Here is a 21,225-nt window from a genome sequence, read left to right on the forward strand (position 1 = left end):
GCGAAGAGCAGCCGAGCATGGGCTCGGCTCTACAGTAGATCCACGCCATGCGTGGATGCTTTACGCCTGCAGCAACCCGCGTTCGATCAGCCACGCTCTGGCGTCTTCGGCATCCTGCTCGAACCACGCCTTCGTCGACCCCAAGCGATACGTGTAGCCCCACGCATCCATGTCGGCCATCAGCCGCTCGCTGCCGACGCCAGGCAGGTGCCCGGCCAGCACGATCTGCAGGTAGCAGGTGGCGTCTTCTTCGGGTACCGAATCGGTGGCGTCGGTATGCACCTGCGCGCGCCGCTCCGGCGGCAGCACGATCAGGTGGCAGGCCTCGTGCAGCATCGAGTGCACCGGCGTGTCATCGCGCACGTACACGTCGCTGGCGATGATGCCGGCCTCGGGCTCGCCCCAGTAACTGCCCGGGATCGGTTCGCCGGCCGCAACGTGGTGCAGCCGCAGCTCATGTGCAGCGAGCAGGCGCTGGGCATCGGCGAAGGCGATGTCGCCGACGCGGGTAACGTTCGGTTCGGGCGTGGTATCAGTCATGCGGGTCAGGCAGCCCCGCCCATGCAGGCACGGGCGGGGCAGGGGGTCAGGGTTTGTCCGGGCCTTCAGGCAGCGCCACGGAAATGTCCAGCACGTCGTGCTGGCCATCCTTGACCAGATCCACCTTCACTGCATCGACGTCGATGTTGACGTACTTCTTGATCACTTCCAGCAGCTCGCGCTGCAGCAGCGGCAGGTAGTCGGGACCGCCACGGTGGCTGCGCTCCTGCGCGATGATGATCTGCAGGCGGTTCTTGGCGGTTTCGGCGGTGGTCTTCTTCGCTTTGAGGAAATCAAACAGGCCCATGCTTACCCTCCGAACAGCTTGCTGAAGAAGCCCTTCTTCTCGACGTTGGTGAAGCGCATCGGGCGTTCTTCGCCGAGGATGCGTGCGACGGCGTCGTCATAGGCCTGGCCGGCAGCGGATTCGCCATCCAGGATGACCGGTTCGCCCTTGTTGGAGGCATTGAGGACGTCACCCGATTCGGGGATCACGCCGATCGCCTTCAGGCCGAGGACCTCCTCGACGTCGGTGATGCTGAGCATCTCGCCGCTTTCCACGCGCACCGGGGTGTAGCGGGTCAGCAGCAGGAAGGCCGGCACGTCCTGGCCGGATTCGGCCTTGTGGGTCTTCGAATCGAGCAGGCCGATGATGCGGTCCGAGTCGCGTACCGAGGACACTTCCGGGTTCACCACCACCACTGCGCGGTCGGCGAAGTACATCGCCAGGAAGGCGCCTTTCTCGATGCCTGCCGGGGAGTCGCAGATGATGTACTCGAAGCCGTCGGCGGCCAGGTCCTTCAGGACCTTGCCCACGCCTTCCTGGGTCAGCGCATCCTTGTCGCGGGTCTGCGAGGCAGCCAGCACGAACAGGTTGTCGAAGCGCTTGTCCTTGATCAGGGCCTGCTTGAGGGTGGCTTCGCCGTGCACGACATTCACGAAGTCGTACACCACGCGGCGTTCGCAGCCCATGATCAGGTCGAGGTTGCGCAGGCCGACGTCGAAGTCGATCACCGCCACCTTCTTGCCACGCTTTGCCAGGCCGCATGCAAGGCTGGCGCTGGAAGTGGTCTTGCCGACGCCGCCTTTGCCGGAGGTGACTACGATGATTTCAGCCAAAGGACTTCTCCTGATGATTCTGTTTGAGGTGCTGCGTCAGTCCAGCGCAGCGATCTTGATCTGGTCCTGTTCCAGCCACACCTGCACGGCCTTGCCGCGCAGGGTTTCCGGGACATCGTCCAGCACCTTGTAATGGCCTGCAATGGCGACCAGTTCCGCATGGAAATCACGGCAGAAAATGCGTGCCGCGGTGTTGCCCTGGGCCCCTGCCAGCGCACGGCCGCGCAGGGTTCCGTAGATATGGATGCTGCCATCGGCGATGACCTCGGCGCCGGCGCCGACGGTGGCCATCACGGTCAGGTCGCAGTTTTCCGCATACAGCTGCTGGCCAGAACGCACGTTGCCCAGCTGCATGCGACCCGGCTGTGGCGCGGCGGCATCGGCCGCCTTGCCCATCGGCGTGGCCGGAGCCGCTGCCGGTGCGGCCTTCGCCTCGGCCCGCGCGGCACGCCGCGGTTCCGGTGCGGGTGCCGGCGGCGGGGCAGGCTCTGCTTCGGCGCGCTCGTACTGGGCGCGGAACTTGGCCAGCAGCGGCAGGCCGAGCTGCTGCGAGAGCAGGTCGACCGCGCTGGTGCCATAGGCCAGTGCCACCGGCAGTACGCCGGCACCGCGCAGGCCATCCACCAGCGCCTGTGCCGTCGCCACGTCGGGCACCTGGCTGAGGCCGCCGAAGTCCAGGATCACCGCTGCACGGCCGAACAGCTTCGGCGCACGGCTCACCCGCTCCTGCATTTCCTGCACGAGGCGTTCAACATCAAGGGTGCGGATGCGCAGGTTGGCGATGCCCACCTGGCCGATCTTCAGTTCACCGGCCTGTTCGTAATCGAAATTCACCGCCACGCTCAAGTCCCCGTCGACCGCTGTGCCTGCGCCGGCAGCTGCCGGTCGCGTGCCCACGCCACATCGGGCAGCTTGCCGCCGTAGGTTTCGTTCACCCACGGGAAACTGCACAGTTCCTTGGCCAGCATGCTGGCCCGCACGTCCACCTGCGGCATGGTGTTCTGGCCCAGCTCGCGGAAGCCGAAGCTGCCGTGGAAGAGCAGGGCGGCATCGGCGCCGTGGTCCAGGAACACTTCGCAGGTCATCTGCGGGTAGCGCAGTTCGGCAAAGCTCTGCGCATCGGCGTAGAACGCACGGCCGACGCCACCACCGCGACGGCGGCTGGCGACCACGATGCGGTCGATATAGAAGAAGGGGGTGTTCAGCTGCTGCTTGAACCAGGCGAAATTGCTGCTGTCGTGCTGGCTGTCGCTGCCGAAGCCGATCAAAAAACCGGCCAGGTTGCCGTCGCGCTCGGCGACGCGGAAATACTCAGCGGTTGCATAGAACAGGCGCAGGCGCTCGGCATCCAGGGGAAGGATGGCCAGGCCAGCATTGTTGTTCAAAGCCAGGACGGAATCGAGCTCGTGCTCGCGCACGTCGCGGATGACAATCGACATTGTGACTCCGTGGGGTAACGCGGTTGGTCCATTACAAGACCCTGCGCACGATTATTGCATGCCCGGGGTGGGCTGCGGCATGAACAGGGGGATATGCCCAAGCATGACTTTCGGCGCTTGGGAGCAGCCACACACAGGCTACGATGGGTGATGCTGGCCCGACTCAACCACAATGCGATGCTGCGCTACTCCGGGTTGTTCACCTGGGGCACCGTCGGCCTTTGGCTTGCGATCTACCTGATCGACCCGGTGTCGCTGACGCTGGAGAGCCTGGACGGCGAGGCCGGCTTCCGGATCATTCCCTGGGCGTCGGCCTACCTGGCCTTCGGCTTCGTGTACTGGGTGCTGACCCGCTCGCTGGGCGAAAGCCGGCCCGGCTTCTTCGACCATGCCGCGCTGATCCTGCTGACCGCCTGCGCGATCGGCGTGAGCTATTTCTCCGGCACCGCGCTGGGCAGCATCCTGCTGATGGTGGTGGCCGGCCTGCTGCCCTGGTTGCTGGGCCCGCGCATCGGTGTGGTGTGGCTGGTGGCCAGCAACCTGGCCGTGCTGCCGGTCTACATCCAGCCACTGGGCTTCCCGCCGGTCATCGCCGTGCTGCAGGCCGTCGGCTACATGGGCTTCTCCAGCTTCGTGTTCGTGATCGCGCTGGTGGCCCGCCGCCAGGCCGAGGCGCGCGAGGAGCAGCGCCGCCTGAATGCCGAGCTGCGCGCCACCCGTGCGCTGCTGGCCGAAAGCGCGCGGGTGAACGAGCGCACCCGCATTTCGCGCGAACTGCACGACCTGCTGGGTCATCAGCTGACTGCGCTGACCCTGAACCTGGAAGTGGCCGGCCATCTGGCCGAGGGCCAGGCGCTGGAGCACGTGAAGCGTTCCCATGCCCTGGCCAAGCTGCTGCTGGGCAACGTGCGCGAGGTAGTCAGCCAGCTGCGCGAGACCGGCGCCATCGACCTGGCCGCTGCCCTGCGTCCGCTGACCGAGCACGTGCCTTCGCTGGACATCCAGCTGGAGATCGAAGAGCCGCTGAACGTGGAAGACCCGCAGCGGGCCCATGTGCTGCTGCGCTGCACCCAGGAGATCATCACCAACACGGTGCGCCATGCCGGCGCCCGCCACCTGTGGCTGCGGGTGTACCGTGAGGTCCCGGACCAGGTCGTAGTGGAAGCCCGCGACGACGGTGTCGGGGCGGAAACGGTCAATGTGGGCAATGGTTTGCGCGGCATGCGCGAACGCCTGCAACAATGTGGAGGCCAGCTGCAGGTGGAGACCCGCCCCGGCGAAGGCTTCCGGCTGCGGGCGACGGTACCGGCAACGGTGCTGGCGGCCCTTACCCAGGTTCCTGAAGGAGTGCGTTGATGATTCGCGTCTGCCTGGTCGACGACCAAACCCTGGTGCGGCAGGGGATCCGCTCGCTGCTGGCGCTCGACGACGGCATCGAAGTGGTGGCCGAGGCCGCCGATGGCCGCCAGGCCGTCGAGCTGATCCCGCAGATCCGTCCGGACGTGGTCCTGATGGACATGCGCATGCCGGTGATGTCCGGGCTGGAGGCGCTGCAGGTGCTGTCACGGCAGGAACAGCTGCCGCCGACCATCATCCTGACCACCTTCGACGATGACCAGCTGGTGCTGGCCGGGCTCAAGGCCGGTGCCAAGGGCTACCTGCTCAAGGATGTGACTCTGGCGCAGCTGGTCGGGGCGATCCGCACGGTGGCCGATGGCGGTTCGCTGGTGCAGCCGGCGGTGACCCAGCGCCTGCTGTCCGGGCTGGAGCACATGCGCAACGACTTCGTCAGTCTGGACCGCCCCGACCCGCTGACCGACCGTGAGACCGAGATCCTGCGGCTGATGGCCAGCGGTTTCTCCAACAAGGAGATCGCCAATTCGCTGGGGGTCGCCGAGGGCACGATCAAGAACCATGTGTCCAACATCCTCTCCAAACTGGGCGTACGTGACCGTACGCGTGCGGTCCTGAAAGCGTTTGAACTCCAGTTGGTGTGAGGAAAATCCTTTAACGACAAAGACTTGGCATGCAGTCCGGGCCCGGATTCAGGGTTGCCCCCTGTTTGCCCCCTACTTGCCGGGTACGCGGATGCGTTACCCTTCGAATTCTTTGTCCATACAAATGCGCAGCCGGCACGGAAACCGGTGCGCCAATCCCGATAACCAATGCCCGCGAAGCCTGCTAGGATTGGCGCTTCGCTTCAATCAACCCGGCCGTGGGATCGGCCCCGGAGACTCTCTGAATGACCCGTATTATCGAGTTCCTGATCGCCTTGGGGATCGTGGCTGGCCTGTTCGTCATCATTGGCGTCTGTCTGCCGGGCGAGCGTCACATCACCGAAAGCATCGAGACCAACCGCAAGATGACGATCGTGTACGACACGGTCAGCAGTCTGCGCCGCTTCAAGGACTGGAACCCGCTGGTACTGCGCGATCCCGCCGTTGAACTGAAGCTGTCCGGCCCGGTCTCCGGCGTCGGTGCCACTCTCGACTTCACTTCCAAGGACCTGGGCACCGGTTCCTGGAAGGTGACCGAAGCCGAAGAGAACAAGCGTGTTGTTATCGCCATCGACGACGCCACCAAGGGTCACGACAAGGTCAGCACCTTCACCCTGGAGCCGACCGGCAAGGGCGGTCGCAACGTCAAGATCACCCAGGACTACTCGGTGAAGTATGGCTTCGACCTGTTCGGCCGCTACGCAGGCCTGTATGTCAGCCGCCAGATCGGCGATGACATCAAGATGGGTCTGTCGCGCATGGCGAACATGCTGGCCACCGTGCCGAATGTCGACTACCGCACTTCCGAAGCTCCGCTGACCGATCTGGGTATCGTCGATGTCCCGGCCGAGGACCTGCTGGTCGTCACCGCCGGCAACGTCGATCGTGGCCAGGACTCCATCAGCAAGTCCATCAAGGACAACCAGGAGTGGATCAAGCGCGTGATCGAGGCCAATGGCCTGGAAGCCGCAGGTCCGCTGCGTATCATCACCACCGATTTCGGTGCTGAGAAGTACGCCTTCGACATCGCCCAGCCGGTGAAGAAGAAGGGTGCCGAAGGCGTGCCGGCCGAACAGCTGACCGTCAAGATCGACGGTGGCGCTCCGGTCAAGTACGTCCGCGTTGCTCCGCACCGTTCGGCGCATGCGGCCTACACCGGCCACATGGCAGGTCTGGACGTTGCCCGCAGCGCCCTGCGCGCCTGGGCCGTGACCTCGGGTAACGAAGTCATCGACCGTCCGTACGAAACCTGGAAGGACGGCGTGGACAAGTCGTTCACCCCGGAAGCGACGTACGACATCTACTGGGCCGTCAAGTAAGCCTCGGCTGACCCATGTAGTGTTGGACACGAAAACGCGCCGCTTCCTGCGGCGCGTTTTTTTTTCATCCCGAGCCCGGTGTCGGGCATTGCGCAAGGAGCTGTCATGTTCAATACCGAACGACGCGCGCGTAAACCGTCGTTGCTGGCCTGCCTGGGGGCGCTGCTGGCGGCCGCCTCGATCGGTCTGTCCGCCTATGCCGCGCATGGCGTGTCCGATCCGCTGGCGCAGCAGCACCTGAACATGGCGGCGTTGTACGCGTTTGCCCACGGTGCGGTACTGGCGGCCCTCGGCCCCCGCGCGCAGGGCGCGATCGCGCATCTGGCGTTGTACGTGTTGCTGCTGGGTGTGCTGCTGTTCTCCGGCAGCCTGCTGGGCGGTGCGCTGTGGCAGTTGCCGACGCGGCTGGCGCCGGTAGGCGGCACCACGCTGATGGCAGGATGGGTACTGCTGGCGATCAATGCACTGAGGCGGTGACCGCAGCGTCCAAGCATCGGTAGTGCCGGGCCATGCCCGGCTTCGAGCGCAGCGACCCGCGTCTGCCTTTGCTCTCTTGTTCCATTCCGTGGCGAACGCACGCGGAAACTGTCCGCGGCCGGGAGGGTGGGCGGCGCAGGGGCGTAAGCGCCATGGATGGCGCGCCCGAGCTTACATGGACGTACTTGCAGCGGCCCCTGCGCCGCCCACCCTCCCGGCCAACCCTGGATCGCAGTCAAGCAGCCGCCACGAGGGGCTCAGCCGTTGGCCGGTTTCCAGCACCAGTGCCACGGTTCGTAGACGATCCCATGCGGGTTGTCGCGCGGATAGCTCAGATGGAACCCGTGCGTTCCCGCATTGGCCTGCAGCCACGCAAACGCGGCCGTCGCCTCGAAGGTCTCTTCTGCCGGCGCATCCCCCGGCGTGCCGATGTCCAGTGCGTGACCACTGTGGTGTTCGCTGAAGCCGGGCGCTGCATTGACCTGCAGAATCTGCGGCACACTCTGCCCGCGCGCCAGCTTCCGTTCGAAAATGCCGAGCTGATACGCATGGCTGCGGAAGCCGGAGATCGCGTCCAGTGCAATGCCATCCCGCGCGGCATGCAGGCGCATCCGTCGCCAACCCTGCGCGGCACCGCGACGCAGCCACAACGGGCGCGCGAAGCGGTCACGTCCGGCGAAGTGCAGCAGGCAGGGCTCGGCCTCCAGCGCCAGCCCACTGTCCTGCGCATAGCGCTGCACATCCAGGCCCAATTGCTGCAAGCGCTGTTGCAGGCCGGCCAGCGGCAGCCACTGCTCTTCCAGTGCAGCGCCAAACGGCCGTGACCACGCGCCATCCAGCAACGCCAGCGCTTCCTCCACACCCGGTTCGCGTGGCAGGCGCGGCACAAGCGAGTGCACGCCGTGTGCCAGTACCGCCGCCAGGTAGCGGCCATCCTGTTTGCGCCTCAATACCCATTGCGCACGCGCCAGCAGGCGGGCGTCGAGATTGCTGCGCGCGCGCAGCAGCGGCGCTGGCCACAGTTCGACGGTCTCGGTGTTGATCAACAGTGGAGTGGTGCGGTGCATCGATCCAGCTTACTGCCGTGGCGCCGTGGCGGCCACCTTGCGCAGCGCTTCCAGCAGCGCCTGCGGGCGCTCCAGGCTGAGCAGCAGGGTGCTGCCGCCGCGCACCGGAATCACCAGCGTGCGCGCGCGGTCGGTGACCAGGGCAAAGCCCTTGCCGCCGCCCTGCAGGCGGAAGTGCCCGGAGTAGAAGCCGGGCATGCTGTAGCCGTTGGTCTTGAAGCGGATGCCGTAGCGGCGATCACGGCCGAGGTCGACCACCTCGGCCTGGTCCAGCAGCAGGTCGGCCACCGGGGTGCGGCGGCGGTACAGCGTCGAACGCACGTCCAGTACGTTATCTGCCAGCTCCACCCGGCGGCGGAAAAACGCCCAGCCCAGGCCGACGCCCATCAGCACGATCACCGCCAGGCTCCATGCCGCGCTGCCACCCATCAGGAAAAACGGGGGCGACAGCGTGACCTCCATCCAGGGAGCGTCGGTGCGGCTGTCGTGCAGCTGCGACCAGATGCCGACGCCCAGTACCGCCAGCAGTGGCAGCAGCACCCACAGCACCCGCAGCGAGGAGCTTTCGGCGACGTCGAACGGACGTGCATCACTGCCGCTCATCGTTGCGACTCCACCCAGCGCGCGACGTCATCGATCAGCTGCCCATCGACGTGGCCCGGCTGCGCGTATTCCTTCAATGAACTGGAGCCGCTGCCGGCGATGCCGATGTGGTTGAGGGCAGGGTAGGCCTTCCATTGCACGTCCGTGCGATCGGCCAGGGCTTTTTTCCACAGTGCCCAATCCGTTTCCGGTACCTGGAAGTCGCGGCCGCCGTGCAGCATCAGCAGTGGTTTTTTCAGTGCCGCCGCATCGCCACGAGCGTTCACCGATTCGATGCTTTTCCAGAACGCCTGCGGCACACCCAGCGGCAGTTCGCTGGCGGGTATGGGCTTGTCGCTGCGGGCCGCGGCGATCTGTGCGGCCAGCTTGTCCAGGAACGCTTGTTCCGGCGCACTGATCGAGCCGTCCAGCGACAACAGGTAGCGGTTCTGCTCCGGCAGCAGCTCAAGCAATGTGCGCGCCGGCGCGGCCCACAGGATCGCGCCGCGCGCCTGTGGCCAGCGGCTGGCGATGCGCGGGGCGAGCATGCCGCCCTGGCTGTGGCCGAGCACGAAGATCCGCTTGCCGTCGATGCGTGGGTCCGCAGCCAACGCGCTCAGCGCGGCGACGGCGTCGTCGGTGGTCTCGTCATCAACGTTGAAGCTGCCGCTCTGGAAATCCTGCGGGCGGGCATGGGTGCGCTTGTCGTAGCGCAGTACTGCGATGCCGTGCGCGGCCAGGCCGCGGGCGATGTCCAGGAACGGGCGGTTGCCACCGATGGTTTCGTCGCGATCCTGCGGGCCGGAGCCGTGCACCAGCACTACGGCCGGGAACGGTCCTTTGCCCTTGGGCAGGGACAGCGTGCCGGGCAGTGCACCGCGCGCCTGCGGCACGCTGAAATCGGCTTCGCTGTAGTCCGCGTCGGCCGGCGGCGGCGCTGCCTTGGCGGCCGGGGCAGGCCGCAGCAGCAGACCCGCTACTTTGTCCTGTGCGTTCACCGCCACCTGCGCAATCACCGCGCCACTGGCGAACTGCAGCGGTACGTCCACCAGGTGCAGGCCTTGCTGCTCGCTGCTGTGCGCTGGTCCGCGCTGCTTCAGTTCACCCAGCGATTGCCAAAGGCCCCGCAGCTTGTCGGCAGGCACGGCCGCGGCCATCTGCGGGGTCAGCATGGCTTCGGCATCGGCGATCCGCCCCGCCTGCAGGTGATCGAGCAGGCGTGCTGCGACCTGCTGCGGTTCACCAGCGGCTGCACTGGCGGACAACAGGGCGAGCGAAACGGCAAGCAACGAACGGCGTGCGCTCATGGTCACAGCTCCTTCTTGAAGACCAGCAGGGCCGGGCGCATCGGCGCCGGGATGATGATGTTGACCAGTTCCCAGCCGAGCTGGCCCTGGCGGCTGAGTTCGGCCTGGATGTCGTCGGCTTTCTGCAGTCCCATCATGGTGGTCTTGACCTCGACGGTCAGGTAGCTCCAGCGCTTGCTCATTCCTTGTCCTCCGGCGATGGCTTGGGTTTCGGCAGGCGTCCTGCCTTGCGCAGTGCGTCGCGCAGCACGTATTCGATCTGCGCGTTGAGGCTGCGCAGTTCATCGTCCGCCCAGCGCTGTGCGGCCGCCAGGACCTCGGCGTTGATGCGCAGCGGATAGGCTTTTTTCTCGCTCATGCAGACTCCTGGCGGGGCGGTGGGGCGCCCCGTTGCGAGGGTGGCTCAGTACAGCGAGCCGGTGTTGACGACCGGCTGCGTGCCGCGGTCCGAGCACAGCACGGTCAACAGGTTGCTGACCATGTGCGCCTTGCGCTCCTCATCCAGCTGCACCACGCCGTTCTTCTGCAGTTCGGCCAGCGCCATCTCGACCATGCCGACCGCACCGGCAACGATACGCGAGCGTGCGGCGATCACCGCGTTTGCCTGTTGACGCTGCAGCATCGCCTGGGCGATCTCGGCGGCGTAGGCGAGGTGGCTGATGCGCGCATCGATCACCTGCACGCCGGCATCGGCCAGGCGCTCGGCCAGTTCGTTCTTCAGGTGCTGGGAGATCTCGCTGGCGTGGCTGCGCAGCGCTAGCTGGCCGTCCTCGTGCTGGTCGTAGGGATAGCTGGTGGCCATCGCGCGCAGCGCCGATTCGGACTGGATGTGCACGAAGCTCTCGTAGTCGTCCACGTTGTAGACCGCTTCGGAGGCATCGACCACCTGCCAGACGATCACTGCGGCGATCTCGATCGGGCTGCCGTCCAGCTCGTTGACCTTCAGCTTGCCGCTCTCGAAATTACGCACGCGCTGGCTCACGCGGCGCTTGCTGAAGAAGGGATTGTTCCAGCGCAGGCCGTTGTCCTTGACGGTGCCTACGTACTTGCCGAACAGGCTGACCACCGCCGCCTGGTTGGGCTGCACGGTATACAGGCCGGCCAGCGCGACCAGGGCCAGCGCGGCGATCAGCAGGCCGGCCAGGATCAGCAGCACGTTGGGCGAGCCGGTGCTGGCCTTCGCCGCAACCCCGGCCACGAACAGGGCGCCGCCGGCGAGGGCCACGACCAGGGACCCGGCGAGCGCGCCGAGGCCGTTGAGGGAGGACAGCGACTTCTCTTTCATGGCGGTACGTCCTTGAGGGTTCGAAATGAAGATATCAAATTGATATCATATTCGGGCTGCCGTTCGTCGGGTGGGCTTGCTCAGGCACTTCGGCCGGACCGGATAGAATGCCCACCCGCCTTCACATTGCTGCTGGAACCCCGTCATGGCCAAGCTTGGAACCCCGCTGTCCCCCTCCGCCACCCGCGTGCTGCTGCTGGGCTCGGGCGAACTTGGCAAGGAGGTGGCCATCGAGCTGCAGCGGTTGGGCGTGGAAGTGATTGCCGCCGACCGTTACGCCGATGCCCCGGCCATGCAGGTGGCACACCGCTCGCACGTGATCGACATGCTGGATGCGATGGCCCTGCGCCAGTTGATCGCGCAGGAGCAGCCGCACCTGGTGGTGCCGGAGATCGAGGCGATCCATACCGAGACCCTGGTGCAGCTGGAACAGGAGCAGGACCTGCAGGTGATTCCGACTGCGCGTGCCGCGCGCCTGACCATGGACCGTGAGGGCATCCGCCGCCTTGCCGCCGAGACGCTGGGCCTGCCGACCTCGCCGTACCGCTTTGTCGATACCGAGGCCGAGTACCGCGACGCCGTGGCGGCGATCGGCCTGCCGTGCGTGGTCAAGCCGGTGATGTCGTCCTCGGGCAAGGGCCAGAGCACGCTGCGCAGCGAGGCGGACATCGCCCCGGCCTGGGAGTACGCGCAGACCGGCGGCCGTGCCGGTGCCGGGCGCTGCATCGTCGAGGGATTCATCGACTTCGACTACGAGATCACCCTGCTGACAGTGCGCCACGCCGGTGGCACCTCGTTCTGCGCGCCGATCGGCCACCTGCAGAAGGATGGCGACTATCGCGAAAGCTGGCAGCCGCAGCCGATGTCGGACAAGGCACTGGCGCGTGCCGAGGAGATTTCGCGCGCGATCACCGATGACCTGGGTGGCTGGGGCCTGTTCGGTGTCGAGCTGTTCGTGAAGGGCGACGAGGTCTGGTTCAGCGAAGTATCGCCGCGTCCGCATGACACCGGTCTGGTGACGCTGGTATCGCAGGAACTCAGCGAGTTCGCGCTGCATGCGCGGGCCATCCTCGGCCTGCCGATCCCGCTGATCCGCCAGAGCGGTGCATCGGCCTCGTGCGCGCTGCTGGCGCATGGCGAGGGCGTGCCGTACTTCAACAACGTGGCCGCCGCACTGCAGGTGCCGGACACCGCCGTGCGCCTGTTCGGCAAGCCCAGCGTGCACGGCCATCGCCGTGTCGGCGTGACCCTGGCGCGTGCGGAAACCATCGACGAGGCGCGTGCCATCGCGCGTGATGCCGCCGAAGCCATCGGCGTCGAACTGCGCTCTTGAAAAAGAAGCGACGACCAACGGTCGTCGCCTACCGAATTTCGGTGGGTACCGACCGTTGGTCGGTATAGATTTCCGGTGGGTACCGACCGTTGGTCGGTACTCCATCAACACCTGTTACGGCTTCACGTCCACCCACACCAGGTGGTGGTCGCTGCCGTCGGCGATCTTCGCTTCGGCACTTTCATTGGCAGGCCAGAACACGCCGCTGCCGATGTACTCGAAACCGGTCGAGGGCAGTACGTAGTCCAGGCGCATGGTGCCTGACTTCGGCCCGAAATCGCCGGTGGCATGGAACGGTGCGCCCTTGCGTTCGATGCCCTTGGCCGCATAGGCCAGGCTGGTCTGCTCGGCGCCGACGCTGCGCGGGGTGGGGTAGCGCAGAACGCGGGCGTTCTCGATCAGTTCGACGATCGCCTCGTGGCGGCCATCGCCATCGACCGGATCGTTGTTGAGGTCGCCAAGGATGACGAAGCGTGCATCCTGGGCCAGGCCGCCGCACTGGCCCTTGTCGTCGCACAACCACGGCTTGTCACCCTTGGACAGGTACTCCTGCCACAGGCGCAGTTCGTCGTGGTTGCGCGCGGCGTTGCGCTTTTCCGGGCCGTCGAACACCGGCGGCGTCGGATGCGAGACCAGCGCATGCACCACGCCGGCCGGAGTCTTCACCGGCACGTCCCAATGCGACTTCGACGACAGCCGCAGCTGCGACCAGACGGTGTCGTTGTAGAAGTTTTTGCCGGTACGCGGATCGATCGGGCGGATCGCGCCCGGCATCGCACTCCACTTCAGCAGCTGGAAGCTGCGCACCTTGGCTTCGTCGATCGGGTAGCGCGACAGCACCAGCATGCCGTACTGGCCCGGGTGCAGGCCGTAGCCCCAGGCGTCGTTGCCACGGCCTCGGCCTTCACCACCGACCACGCCGTTGTTGTCCAGGTCCAGGCCGCTGGGCACGCCGGTGTTCACCGGTGCCAGGTAGCGGTAGGCGAAGTGCAGCGGCTTGCCGCCACCGGGCTGGGCCACTTCCAGGTAACGCTTCTGGAACAGGTCGGCAGCGCGATGGGCGTCGTCGAAATCGAATTCGTTCAGCAGCACCAGGTCAGGGCGCGCCTGCTGCAGTACCGCAGCGATCTTGCGCGCGTGTTCGCTGTCGCCTTCCAGCTCGGCGATCAGGCCGCCGGCTTCGTCCGAATACAGCGAGGTGTTGTAGGTGGCCAGGCGCAGCGCTGCAGACGGTTTTTCGGTCATCGCGGGGGGCGTGGCGAAGGCGGGAGCGGTGGCGCCACAGAGCAGGGCCAGGCCGAGGATCAGGGGTTTGGCGTTCATGGGCCGTATTGTGCACCCGGCCCGGTGTCAGTGGTTTGTCAGCGTCCGTCCAGATCGTCATCGAAATCATGCCAGCGGCGGCCGTCGTAGGCCTCCAGCGGTCGATAGCGCCGCTTGTAGTCCATCTTCTGGTGCTCACGTATCCAGTAGCCCAGGTACAGATGTGGCAGGCCCTCGCGGCGCGCCCACTCCAGCTGCTGCAGGATCGCGAACGTGCCCAGCCCGCGCGCGGCATGGGCGGGGTCGAAGAAGGTATAGACCGCCGACAGCCCGTGCTCGGTCACATCGGTCACCGCCACACCCAGCAGCTGGCTGGGCTGGCCGTCGTGGCCGGGCAGGCGCATTTCCATGAAGCGTGTGTGTGACCAGCTGCCGATCAGGAACTGCTCGAACTCGTGCGGGCCGTGGTCGTCCATGCCGCCCTTGGCATGACGATGCACCAGGTAGCGGTGGTACAGCTCGAACAGATCCTCTCGCGGCATGGCTGCAGTGATGCGCACTTCCAGGTCGGCATTGCGGGCGGCGCAGCGGCGCTGGCTGCGGTCGGGGGCGAAGCGCGCCACCGGGATGCGCACGGCGACGCAGGCGTGGCAGTTCGCACAGTGGGGGCGATAGACCAGATCACCGCTGCGGCGGAAGCCCCAGCTCAGGGCCAGCGGGTACAGCCCGCCGAGGCGACGGTCCTGCGGGTCCAGCACCAGATCGCGCGCGACCCGGTCCGGCCAGTACCCGCAGGGGTGCTCGCCGGTCTGGAACAGTCGCAGTTCGTCGTCTCTGTCGCCGTGTCTCGCCATGGGCACAGCATAGCTCCAGCCTGTCGCAATGGCGGCGACTGTCCGCCGGATGAATGGAACGGGCGGCTGCGTCAACCGAGGTCGTGGTCAGGCGTTGTTGTCCTCCGAGGGTGAGGTGTTCACCCCGATGCCAATCCCATTCCCAGGAGTGACCCCATGATCCGTACCCCCCTGCTGCTGGCCCTGCTGCTCGGCACTTCCGCGACCGGTATCGCCTTGGCCGCCGACACCCCGGCTGCACCGGCACCGCGACCGGCCAAGCTGGATACCAATGGCGATGGCTTCATCGACCGCAGCGAAGCGGCGGCCAACCCACGCCTGGCCGCGAAGTTCGATGAGCTGGACAAGAACAAGGACGGCAAGCTCTCGCGTGATGAGCTGCCGCGCTGGAAGCATGGCCGCCACGGTGGTCGCGGCGGCGAGCGCTGGGCCAAGCTGGACGCGAACAAGGATGGCCGCATCAGCCGTGAGGAAGCCAAGGCCGATCCGCGCCTGGCCGAGCGTTTCGACCAGCTCGACCTCAACAAGGATGGCTACCTGGACAAGGCCGACCGCGAGCTGCGCATGAAGCAGCATCGTGACGCCTGGTTCGCCGCCGCCGATACCAACAAGGACGGCCAGCTGAGCAAGGCCGAGTTCGACGCCGCCAAGGGCCCGATGCACGGTGGCCCGCGCCACGGTGGCCCGCGTGACGGCGCCGCGCCGAAGCCGCAGCGCTGATTTTCACTGCAGTGATCGACGACAACGCCGGCGTGATGCCGGCGTTGTCCGTTACAGGCGGCCGCTGTGCATCAGCGAGTACGCCACCAGGCCGATCACGAACACGTTCGCGCCGATGATGCCGGTGCGGCCATACATGGATTCGAATTTCCAGTTGGTTCCGCTGCGCCCGCGCCGCGCCGAATCGCGCGCAATCATCGGTGCCATCACCCGCTGCAGCGGCACCAGACACTGGTAGTTGACCACGCCCAGGCCCAGTGCCAACGCCAGCAACTGCCCCCATACCGGTGCCTGCAGCAGCACCGCCAGCAGGATCAGCAGGCACCAGACCAGGCCGGTGCCGGTGTTGAGGCGTACAAAACGGCGTACCTGCGTGCGTTCGCTTTCGGTCTCGGTGTACGACATCAGGAAGCGGGCACCGAGATAGCTGCCGATCGCGCCGCCGATGACACCGCCGGCAATCGCACCCCAGCTTTCGGCTGGGAGCACGTGCAGCTGGCCCAGCGTAGCGGTCAACGTGCCCATCGCGGTGCCGCCCGCAGCGCTGACGCCACCCAGGCCGAGCTTGCTGCCACCGATACCGACACCGGTACCCAGCAGGATCGCTGCGCTTGCCGTGCCGGGCGCAGCGATCATCACCATCGACACCACCGTCGTTGCAAACGCGGCACTGGGCGCGCTGCTGCGGGCGAATTCACCGAAGCGCTGCAGCAGGCCCTCGCGCACCTGCGCACGGGCGCGTGACAGGCGCTTGCGTACCGCCGCGTCGCTCAGCCCGAGCAGGTCAGCGACCTGCTGCGAATGCTGGCCCTCGCGGTAGTACAGCAGCAGTACTTCGCGGCTGTCGGCGGGCAGGGTAGAGATGATGTCTTCGGCAGCGATTTCCTCTTCCAGCCGCTGCAGGCGATCCGCCGCACCGGGGGCCGGATCCGCTGCCATGGTCAACGCCACTTCGGCAGCTTCGCCACTCAGCGGTCGGCCACGTTGCGCGCGCAGCCAGTCACGGGCGAGGTTGCGGGTGATCTGCCGCAGCCAGGGCAGGAAGCTGCTCGCGCTGCGCAGCTGGTGCAGCTGCTGCCAGCCTTTCACGAACGCTTCCTGGGCGATGTCCTCGCTGGCCTGGCGGTCGCCGGTGATGGCCAGGGCGATGGCGGTGACCGTGTTCTGGCAGGCCAGCACGATGCGCCCATATGCATGCTGGCAGCCGCCGCTGGCGGCCGGCAGTTCGCGGTGCAGTGTGTCGTCGATGCTTGCGGCGAAGGTCGTCATGGCGGCGGGCTCCTGCAGGGATTGTGTCCCATGACGGAGGCGCGTGCGGAATGTGACCACGAAAAAAGGGGACGGAGGGGATTAAGTCGTTTGTGCCACAAACGACTTAATCCCCTCCGTCCCCTTTTTGCGGTTGCCGGCCAGCGGCCGGCACTACTTCGCCGGCTGGATGCGGACCCGCACTTCCTCTTCTTCCGGCGGTGCCGGCGCGGCCGGCTGGGCTTGCTGCGGCTGGGCCTGCGGTGCGGGCACCGGGGTTGCGGGGGCAGGGGTTGCGGGGGCAGGGGCACCGCGATGGCGCAGGCCGATCACCAGCGCCACGCCGGCGATCACCACCAGCAGGGCGATGCGGATGCGCCAGGCCCAGCCACGACCACCAGCACTTTCCTGCACATCATCGCGGAAGGCGAACTCGGCGGTCGGGTGGTCACGGCGGGTGGTGTCGAGCAGGCGGGCGTCGCGCAGGATTTCGCGCGCGCGCGGCTGGTCGTCGGCACGCACGACCCAGACCGCCGGGTAGGCACCGGCATTGCCCAGGTCGGTATAGCTGAACTGGCCCCGGCGGCGCGTCTTGTACGAGCGCCCGTTGGTGACCTTCACCTGGATGTCGTGACTGCGCAGGAGCTCGGCCACGCCTTCCACGGTTTCCACGCGCTGGCTGCTGAAAATCTGACGCATCGGATCAATCCTTGGCCGGCACGGCGGCCGCTGCTGCCTGGTCCGGAACCACGCGGATCAAGCCTTCCTGGGCGGTGCTGGCAACCAGCACGCCATCACGGGTGAAGAACTGGCCGCGGGCCAGGCCGCGCGAATCCTGCGCGCTGGGGCTGTCCAGCGAGTACAGCAGCCAATCGTCGGCGCGGAACGGGCGATGGAACCAGATCGCGTGGTCCAGCGAGGCCATCTGCACGTGCGGATGGTAGTAGCTGATCCCGTGCGGGAAGGTCGCCGTGCCCAGCAGGTGGAAGTCCGACGCGTAGGCCAGCAGCGCCTGGTGCAGCTCGGGAGCATCGCCTACACGCTCGCTCAGGCGCAGCCAGACCTGGTGGTAGGGCGGGCGCTTGGGCGGGTTCAGTTCATCGCGCGGATACACATGGCGGAACTCGAACGGACCACCGCGCGACAGCCAGCGCTGCACCTTGATCGGCAGGCGCTCAAGCACCTCCGCCGGCAGCGGCCTGTTCGGTTCGATGTCTTCCGGCTGCGGCACTTCGGGCATCTTGTGCTGGTGCTCGGCACCGGATTCGGCCTGCTGGAACGAGGCAGCACAGAAGAAGATCACCTTGCCATGCTGGATCGCGGTCACCCGGCGCACCGAGAAACTGCCACCGTCGCGGGTGCGGTCGACGTCGTAGACGATCGGATGGTCGATGTTGCCGGCGCGCAGGAAATAGGCATGCAGCGAATGCACATGGCGACCGTTGTCGACCGTGGCCTGGGCGGCCGCCAAGGCCTGGCCCAGCACCTGCCCGCCGAACACGTACTTGGTGCCGATGTCGCGGCTCTGGCCGCGGAACAGGTTGTCCTCCAGCCGCTCCAGGGTGAGCAGATCGATCAGCTCGGAGACGACGGGTTCGGGCGTGTCGTTCAAGGGGGCGGCCACAACAGGGAAAGAGGGCCTGATTATACCGGTGCAGGCCGGATGCCCGATCTTCGGTAGTGCCGGCCGCTGGCCGGCATCCGCAGGCGTCCCGGAAGGATCGCCAGGCTGCCGGCCAGCGGCCGGCACTACCGTTTACTTGCCGAGGCGGGCGGCAAGCGCCTGCAGCGCGTTCTGCGCATCCGGGGCGAACCAGGCCTCGACGAAGCGGTCGAGCTGGATCAGGTCCGGGTGCAGGGCGTCGTGCAGCTCCGCGCGGGCGATGGCCCGGGTCAGCAGCATCGGCTGCCGCGGCTGCTTCAGCAGGTCCTGCAGCCAGGCCACCGCGCGGGCCACCACCAGCTCGCCATCAACCAGTTCATCCACCAGGCCGATCTGCAGGGCCTGTTCGGCGGGTACCAGTGCGCCGGTGCCCAGCAGGACGCTGGAGCGGTGTGCACCCACCGCACGGCGCAACAGGCGCTGGATTCCTTCCGGTGCGATCAGGCCGACCTGCACTTCGTTCAGGCCGATGGCGTACGGGCGCGCCGGATCGGCACTGCGTGCCATCACCCGGTAGTCGCAGCACAGGGCCAGCACGCAGCCGCCGGCCGGTGCATGGCCGGTGATCGCCGCAACCACCGGGATGCGGCTCTCGGCAAGCGTGCGTACCGCGCCGAAGAACGCGTTCCAGGTGTCCAGCAGCTTGTGCTTGTCATCGCCATGCGAGAGCAGGTGCGGCACGTCCATGCCGCCGGTGAAGATGCGCTCGCTGCCGGACAGCACGATCCCGTGCGCGTCCTCGGCCATCGCCAGTTCGATGGCATGGATCAACTGCCGGCACAGCTCGGTGTCCAGTGCATTGACCGGCGGCCGCGCCAGCCGCAGTTCGCGGATGGGGCCATGGTTGATCACCTCGATGAGCGTCGTCATGCTGCGGGTCTCGTTGCGAAGAAGGAACCTGGGCGATGATAACCAAACCATGCGTTGGCGTACTGTTCGCGTTGTGTGCGCTTGCAGCATCAGCGTCGGCGGCCGAACAGCGCTGCGTGACGGTGGAGCAAGGCTGGGCGCGGATGCCGCCGAATCCAGCGATGCCGATGACCGCTGGCTACGGGACAATCCGCAACGGCTGCAGCAAGGCCGTGACCATCACCGGTGCCAGCAGCGTTGCGTTCGGTGATGTGTCATTGCACGAAACCACGGTGGTGGACGGCATCAGCCGGATGCGCGCGATCGAACGCCTGCCGCTGGCGCCGGGCGCGCGTGCCGAGCTTAAACCCGGCGGCCTGCACCTGATGCTGATGGATGGCAAGGGTGCGCTGAAGGAGGGGCAGGCGGTGCCGCTGCGCCTGCAGCTGGAAGGCGGTGGTGAAGCGGGTACGACGCTGACCGTGCGCAAGGTCGCGCCGTAACGCGGCGCTCGTTCCGCCGGGCATGGCCCGGCGCTACCCAGGCATCACGGCCGAATCGACACCGGTAGCGCCGGGCCATGCCCGGCGAGCGCGCAGCGCGGTGGGGCTTACGACCAGTCGTACGAGAACAGCACCGTGCGGCTTTCCGGCTCGTACAGCATCACGATCGCATCGGCACCGGTGGCGCACCAGTTGTAGCCGGCCACTTCGGCAACGGCGAAGAATTTCCTGCCATCGCGGGTGATGATCGCGCACTCGGCATCGTCCGGCGCATGGCGGTCGTCGGCCGCCTCGGTGAACGCCAGCGCGAAGGCGGCGGGAATCTCCGCAGTTTCAATCCAGTTGCCGGTCGAGATCTGCCCGCCCAGCACATCAAGGTAGGCCTGCTCGCCGGGCTCGCCATCGCCATAGCGCGAATAGCTGGCCAGGCGTCCATGCTGCTGGAAGTAAGCGTGTGCCTTGCTGTAGCTCTCATGCATCTCCGTGATGTGCTCCAGCGCGTCGTTGTCCTGCACCTGGTCGCCGATGAAATAGCCCTCCTCACCGAGGAAACGCATGCGGTTGTCGGCGGTCAATTCAAAGGCGATCCAGTTGGTGCCAGTGAACGCGTTGTGGTGATCTTCGGTGGATTCGCCGATGCAGCCGTCATAGGGTTCGATCGGGCACAGCATGGTGACCACGCTACCGGCCAGTTCCGGGCGCAGCACGCCGAGGTCGATCTTCAGCAGCGGCAGCAGGTGCTGGCCAAGCCAGGCCTGGTCATCGGGGAATACGTCGGCGGGGAAGGGGACCATGCCGGGCAGCAGGTCGCGCAGTTCAGTCTGGTGGATCATGTCAGTCCTTTGAAAAGTGTCGGTAGTGCCGGCCGCTGGCCGGCAACCTCCGCAGCAGAGGCGGAGAGCAAAGGATACGGGACGCGCGCCACGCATGCGTGCACTACCGTCCTGGCTGAGGCGCAGTGCCTGGGGCGCGATTCAGATGAGTCCTTCGAACGCCATCGCCTCTTTCGCGGCGGGTCGCTCGCCAATCCGCAGCAGCAGTGCCTGCAGGTGTGGCCATGGCGTGGTATCGATGCCCAGGTGCGCCGTCCAGCCGACAACCACGAACAGATAGAGATCGGCGATGGAAATGGACCCGCCCAGCAGGTAGCGGCGGTTGTCGGACAGCATCGCTTCGATGTAGTCGAGCTTGGTATGCAGCCGGTCCTGGGCCTTCTCCCGCGCCTCGGGCGACTCCGGGTGGAACAAGGGGCCGAACGTCGGATGCAGTTCCGCAGCAACGTAGATCAGCCATTCGTGAAGTCGCGCCGCACCGATCGCACTTGTCGGTACCGAGAATTCCACGCCGGCGACATCGGCGAGGTAAAGCAGGATCGCGGCGCCTTCGGTGAGGACCTCACCGTTGTCCAGCCGAAGTGCGGCGACATACCCCTTGGGATTGATATGCAGGAAGTCTTCGCCCTGCGCTGTGCGCTTGGTCGAGTGATCGACGCGATCGAGCTCGAAGCGGATTCCCAGTTCGCGCAGCAGGATGTGGGCGGCAAGCGAGCAGGTGCCCGGCGTGTAGTAAAGCTTCATCGTCGTTTCATCGTGGGGGGAGTGCCCGGAAGTATGCTGCGGGGAAACGGTGGTCGGAGCGCTTTGCTGCGACATGACGCGAG

At 66.5% G+C, this 21,225-nt stretch carries 26 protein-coding genes; 7 read left to right on the forward strand and 19 right to left on the reverse strand.

Going from position 1 to position 21,225, the window contains the following annotated elements; all coding sequences use genetic code 11:
* Positions 1-60: 60 nt before the first annotated feature.
* From CR156_RS02835 to CR156_RS02855, 5 genes are read right to left on the reverse strand one after another with little or no spacing between them, the layout of a single operon-like run.
* A complete protein-coding gene (locus CR156_RS02835) occupies positions 61-540 on the reverse strand; it encodes a hypothetical protein (protein WP_100551838.1) in 480 nt (159 codons plus the stop codon).
* Positions 541-586: 46 nt separating this feature from the next.
* Complete coding sequence (minE, locus tag CR156_RS02840) at positions 587-847, reverse strand: cell division topological specificity factor MinE (RefSeq protein ID WP_005408532.1); 261 nt, start codon at positions 845-847, stop codon at positions 587-589.
* Between the two features lie 2 nt (positions 848-849).
* Entirely contained in the window at positions 850-1,659 is an 810-nt protein-coding gene (minD, locus tag CR156_RS02845) for a septum site-determining protein MinD (protein ID WP_089239526.1), read from the reverse strand.
* Positions 1,660-1,695: 36 nt separating this feature from the next.
* A complete protein-coding gene (minC, locus tag CR156_RS02850) occupies positions 1,696-2,499 on the reverse strand; it encodes a septum site-determining protein MinC (protein WP_100551839.1) in 804 nt (267 codons plus the stop codon).
* A gap of 2 nt (positions 2,500-2,501) precedes the next feature.
* The gene (locus CR156_RS02855) at positions 2,502-3,098 is read right to left on the reverse strand and encodes a GNAT family N-acetyltransferase (RefSeq protein ID WP_100551840.1); all 597 of its coding nucleotides are present in this window, start codon (positions 3,096-3,098) and stop codon (positions 2,502-2,504) included.
* A 150-nt stretch (positions 3,099-3,248) separates the two neighbouring features.
* Here CR156_RS02855 and CR156_RS02860 point away from each other — a divergent pair, with 150 nt between their 5' ends.
* The 4 genes from CR156_RS02860 to CR156_RS02875 all read left to right on the forward strand — a co-directional run bounded on the left by CR156_RS02860 (position 3,249) and on the right by CR156_RS02875 (position 6,891).
* Complete coding sequence (locus tag CR156_RS02860; RefSeq protein WP_025873874.1) at positions 3,249-4,454, forward strand: sensor histidine kinase; 1,206 nt, start codon at positions 3,249-3,251, stop codon at positions 4,452-4,454.
* The gene (locus CR156_RS02865; RefSeq protein ID WP_025873873.1) at positions 4,454-5,095 is read left to right on the forward strand and encodes a response regulator; all 642 of its coding nucleotides are present in this window, start codon (positions 4,454-4,456) and stop codon (positions 5,093-5,095) included. Before CR156_RS02860 ends, CR156_RS02865 begins: the two co-directional genes overlap by 1 nt.
* A 245-nt stretch (positions 5,096-5,340) precedes the next feature.
* Positions 5,341-6,414: a polyketide cyclase gene (locus CR156_RS02870; protein ID WP_100551841.1), complete on the forward strand. Its 1,074-nt coding sequence runs from the start codon at positions 5,341-5,343 to the stop codon at positions 6,412-6,414.
* A 105-nt stretch (positions 6,415-6,519) separates the two neighbouring features.
* Positions 6,520-6,891 (forward strand): DUF423 domain-containing protein, encoded by a 372-nt coding sequence (locus CR156_RS02875; protein ID WP_100551842.1) that lies wholly within the window; start codon positions 6,520-6,522, stop codon positions 6,889-6,891.
* Between the two features lie 257 nt (positions 6,892-7,148).
* Here CR156_RS02875 and CR156_RS02880 read toward each other — a convergent pair whose 3' ends face one another.
* The 6 genes from CR156_RS02880 to CR156_RS02900 are packed head-to-tail and all read right to left on the reverse strand — an operon-like array spanning position 7,149 to position 11,132.
* A complete protein-coding gene (locus CR156_RS02880) occupies positions 7,149-7,958 on the reverse strand; it encodes a M15 family metallopeptidase (RefSeq protein WP_191077497.1) in 810 nt (269 codons plus the stop codon).
* Between the two features lie 9 nt (positions 7,959-7,967).
* On the reverse strand, positions 7,968-8,561 hold the full coding sequence (locus CR156_RS23040; RefSeq protein ID WP_180163931.1) for a PH domain-containing protein: 594 nt from the start codon (positions 8,559-8,561) through the stop codon (positions 7,968-7,970).
* A complete protein-coding gene (locus CR156_RS02885; RefSeq protein ID WP_100551843.1) occupies positions 8,558-9,847 on the reverse strand; it encodes an alpha/beta hydrolase in 1,290 nt (429 codons plus the stop codon). Before CR156_RS02885 ends, CR156_RS23040 begins: the two co-directional genes overlap by 4 nt.
* Positions 9,848-9,849: 2 nt before the next feature.
* Complete coding sequence (locus CR156_RS02890; protein ID WP_089239544.1) at positions 9,850-10,029, reverse strand: DUF4177 domain-containing protein; 180 nt, start codon at positions 10,027-10,029, stop codon at positions 9,850-9,852.
* Positions 10,026-10,205: a type II toxin-antitoxin system antitoxin gene (locus tag CR156_RS02895; protein WP_005412615.1), complete on the reverse strand. Its 180-nt coding sequence runs from the start codon at positions 10,203-10,205 to the stop codon at positions 10,026-10,028. Before CR156_RS02895 ends, CR156_RS02890 begins: the two co-directional genes overlap by 4 nt.
* A gap of 45 nt (positions 10,206-10,250) precedes the next feature.
* Entirely contained in the window at positions 10,251-11,132 is an 882-nt protein-coding gene (locus CR156_RS02900; RefSeq protein ID WP_100551844.1) for an SPFH domain-containing protein, read from the reverse strand.
* Positions 11,133-11,277: 145 nt separating this feature from the next.
* On the opposite strand from CR156_RS02900, the gene purT reads away from it, so the two are divergent.
* A complete protein-coding gene (gene purT / locus CR156_RS02905) occupies positions 11,278-12,465 on the forward strand; it encodes a formate-dependent phosphoribosylglycinamide formyltransferase (RefSeq protein WP_100551845.1) in 1,188 nt (395 codons plus the stop codon).
* Positions 12,466-12,579: 114 nt separating this feature from the next.
* Here the strand turns inward: purT and CR156_RS02910 are convergent, their stop codons facing one another.
* Together CR156_RS02910 and CR156_RS02915 are read right to left on the reverse strand one after the other, a co-directional pair.
* A complete protein-coding gene (locus CR156_RS02910; protein WP_100551846.1) occupies positions 12,580-13,788 on the reverse strand; it encodes an endonuclease/exonuclease/phosphatase family protein in 1,209 nt (402 codons plus the stop codon).
* Between the two features lie 38 nt (positions 13,789-13,826).
* Positions 13,827-14,582, reverse strand: coding sequence for an arginyltransferase (locus CR156_RS02915; RefSeq protein ID WP_049467687.1), 756 nt, complete (start codon positions 14,580-14,582; stop codon positions 13,827-13,829).
* Positions 14,583-14,738: 156 nt separating this feature from the next.
* On the opposite strand from CR156_RS02915, the gene CR156_RS02920 reads away from it, so the two are divergent.
* Positions 14,739-15,302, forward strand: coding sequence for an EF-hand domain-containing protein (locus CR156_RS02920; protein WP_100551847.1), 564 nt, complete (start codon positions 14,739-14,741; stop codon positions 15,300-15,302).
* A gap of 51 nt (positions 15,303-15,353) precedes the next feature.
* Here CR156_RS02920 and CR156_RS02925 read toward each other — a convergent pair whose 3' ends face one another.
* The 4 genes from CR156_RS02925 to CR156_RS02940 form a co-directional block, all read right to left on the reverse strand.
* Entirely contained in the window at positions 15,354-16,571 is a 1,218-nt protein-coding gene (locus tag CR156_RS02925; protein ID WP_100551848.1) for an RNA polymerase sigma factor, read from the reverse strand.
* A 153-nt stretch (positions 16,572-16,724) separates the two neighbouring features.
* Complete coding sequence (locus CR156_RS02930; RefSeq protein WP_100551849.1) at positions 16,725-17,249, reverse strand: pathogenicity-like protein; 525 nt, start codon at positions 17,247-17,249, stop codon at positions 16,725-16,727.
* A gap of 4 nt (positions 17,250-17,253) precedes the next feature.
* Positions 17,254-18,174 (reverse strand): acyl-CoA thioesterase II, encoded by a 921-nt coding sequence (gene tesB, locus CR156_RS02935; RefSeq protein WP_406779147.1) that lies wholly within the window; start codon positions 18,172-18,174, stop codon positions 17,254-17,256.
* Between the two features lie 132 nt (positions 18,175-18,306).
* The gene (locus CR156_RS02940; RefSeq protein ID WP_100551850.1) at positions 18,307-19,083 is read right to left on the reverse strand and encodes an enoyl-CoA hydratase/isomerase family protein; all 777 of its coding nucleotides are present in this window, start codon (positions 19,081-19,083) and stop codon (positions 18,307-18,309) included.
* Between the two features lie 35 nt (positions 19,084-19,118).
* On the opposite strand from CR156_RS02940, the gene CR156_RS02945 reads away from it, so the two are divergent.
* Positions 19,119-19,565 (forward strand): copper chaperone PCu(A)C, encoded by a 447-nt coding sequence (locus CR156_RS02945; protein WP_100551851.1) that lies wholly within the window; start codon positions 19,119-19,121, stop codon positions 19,563-19,565.
* Positions 19,566-19,672: 107 nt separating this feature from the next.
* On the opposite strand, the gene CR156_RS02950 is transcribed toward CR156_RS02945, so the two are convergent.
* Both CR156_RS02950 and gstA read right to left on the reverse strand, forming a co-directional pair.
* Entirely contained in the window at positions 19,673-20,398 is a 726-nt protein-coding gene (locus CR156_RS02950) for an enolase (RefSeq protein WP_100551852.1), read from the reverse strand.
* Positions 20,399-20,539: 141 nt separating this feature from the next.
* A complete protein-coding gene (gene gstA, locus CR156_RS02955) occupies positions 20,540-21,217 on the reverse strand; it encodes a glutathione transferase GstA (RefSeq protein WP_223880008.1) in 678 nt (225 codons plus the stop codon).
* Positions 21,218-21,225: the final 8 nt, after the last annotated feature.

It is taken from the genome of Stenotrophomonas lactitubi (genome assembly GCF_002803515.1).
In the GTDB taxonomy this organism is placed as follows: domain Bacteria; phylum Pseudomonadota; class Gammaproteobacteria; order Xanthomonadales; family Xanthomonadaceae; genus Stenotrophomonas; species Stenotrophomonas lactitubi.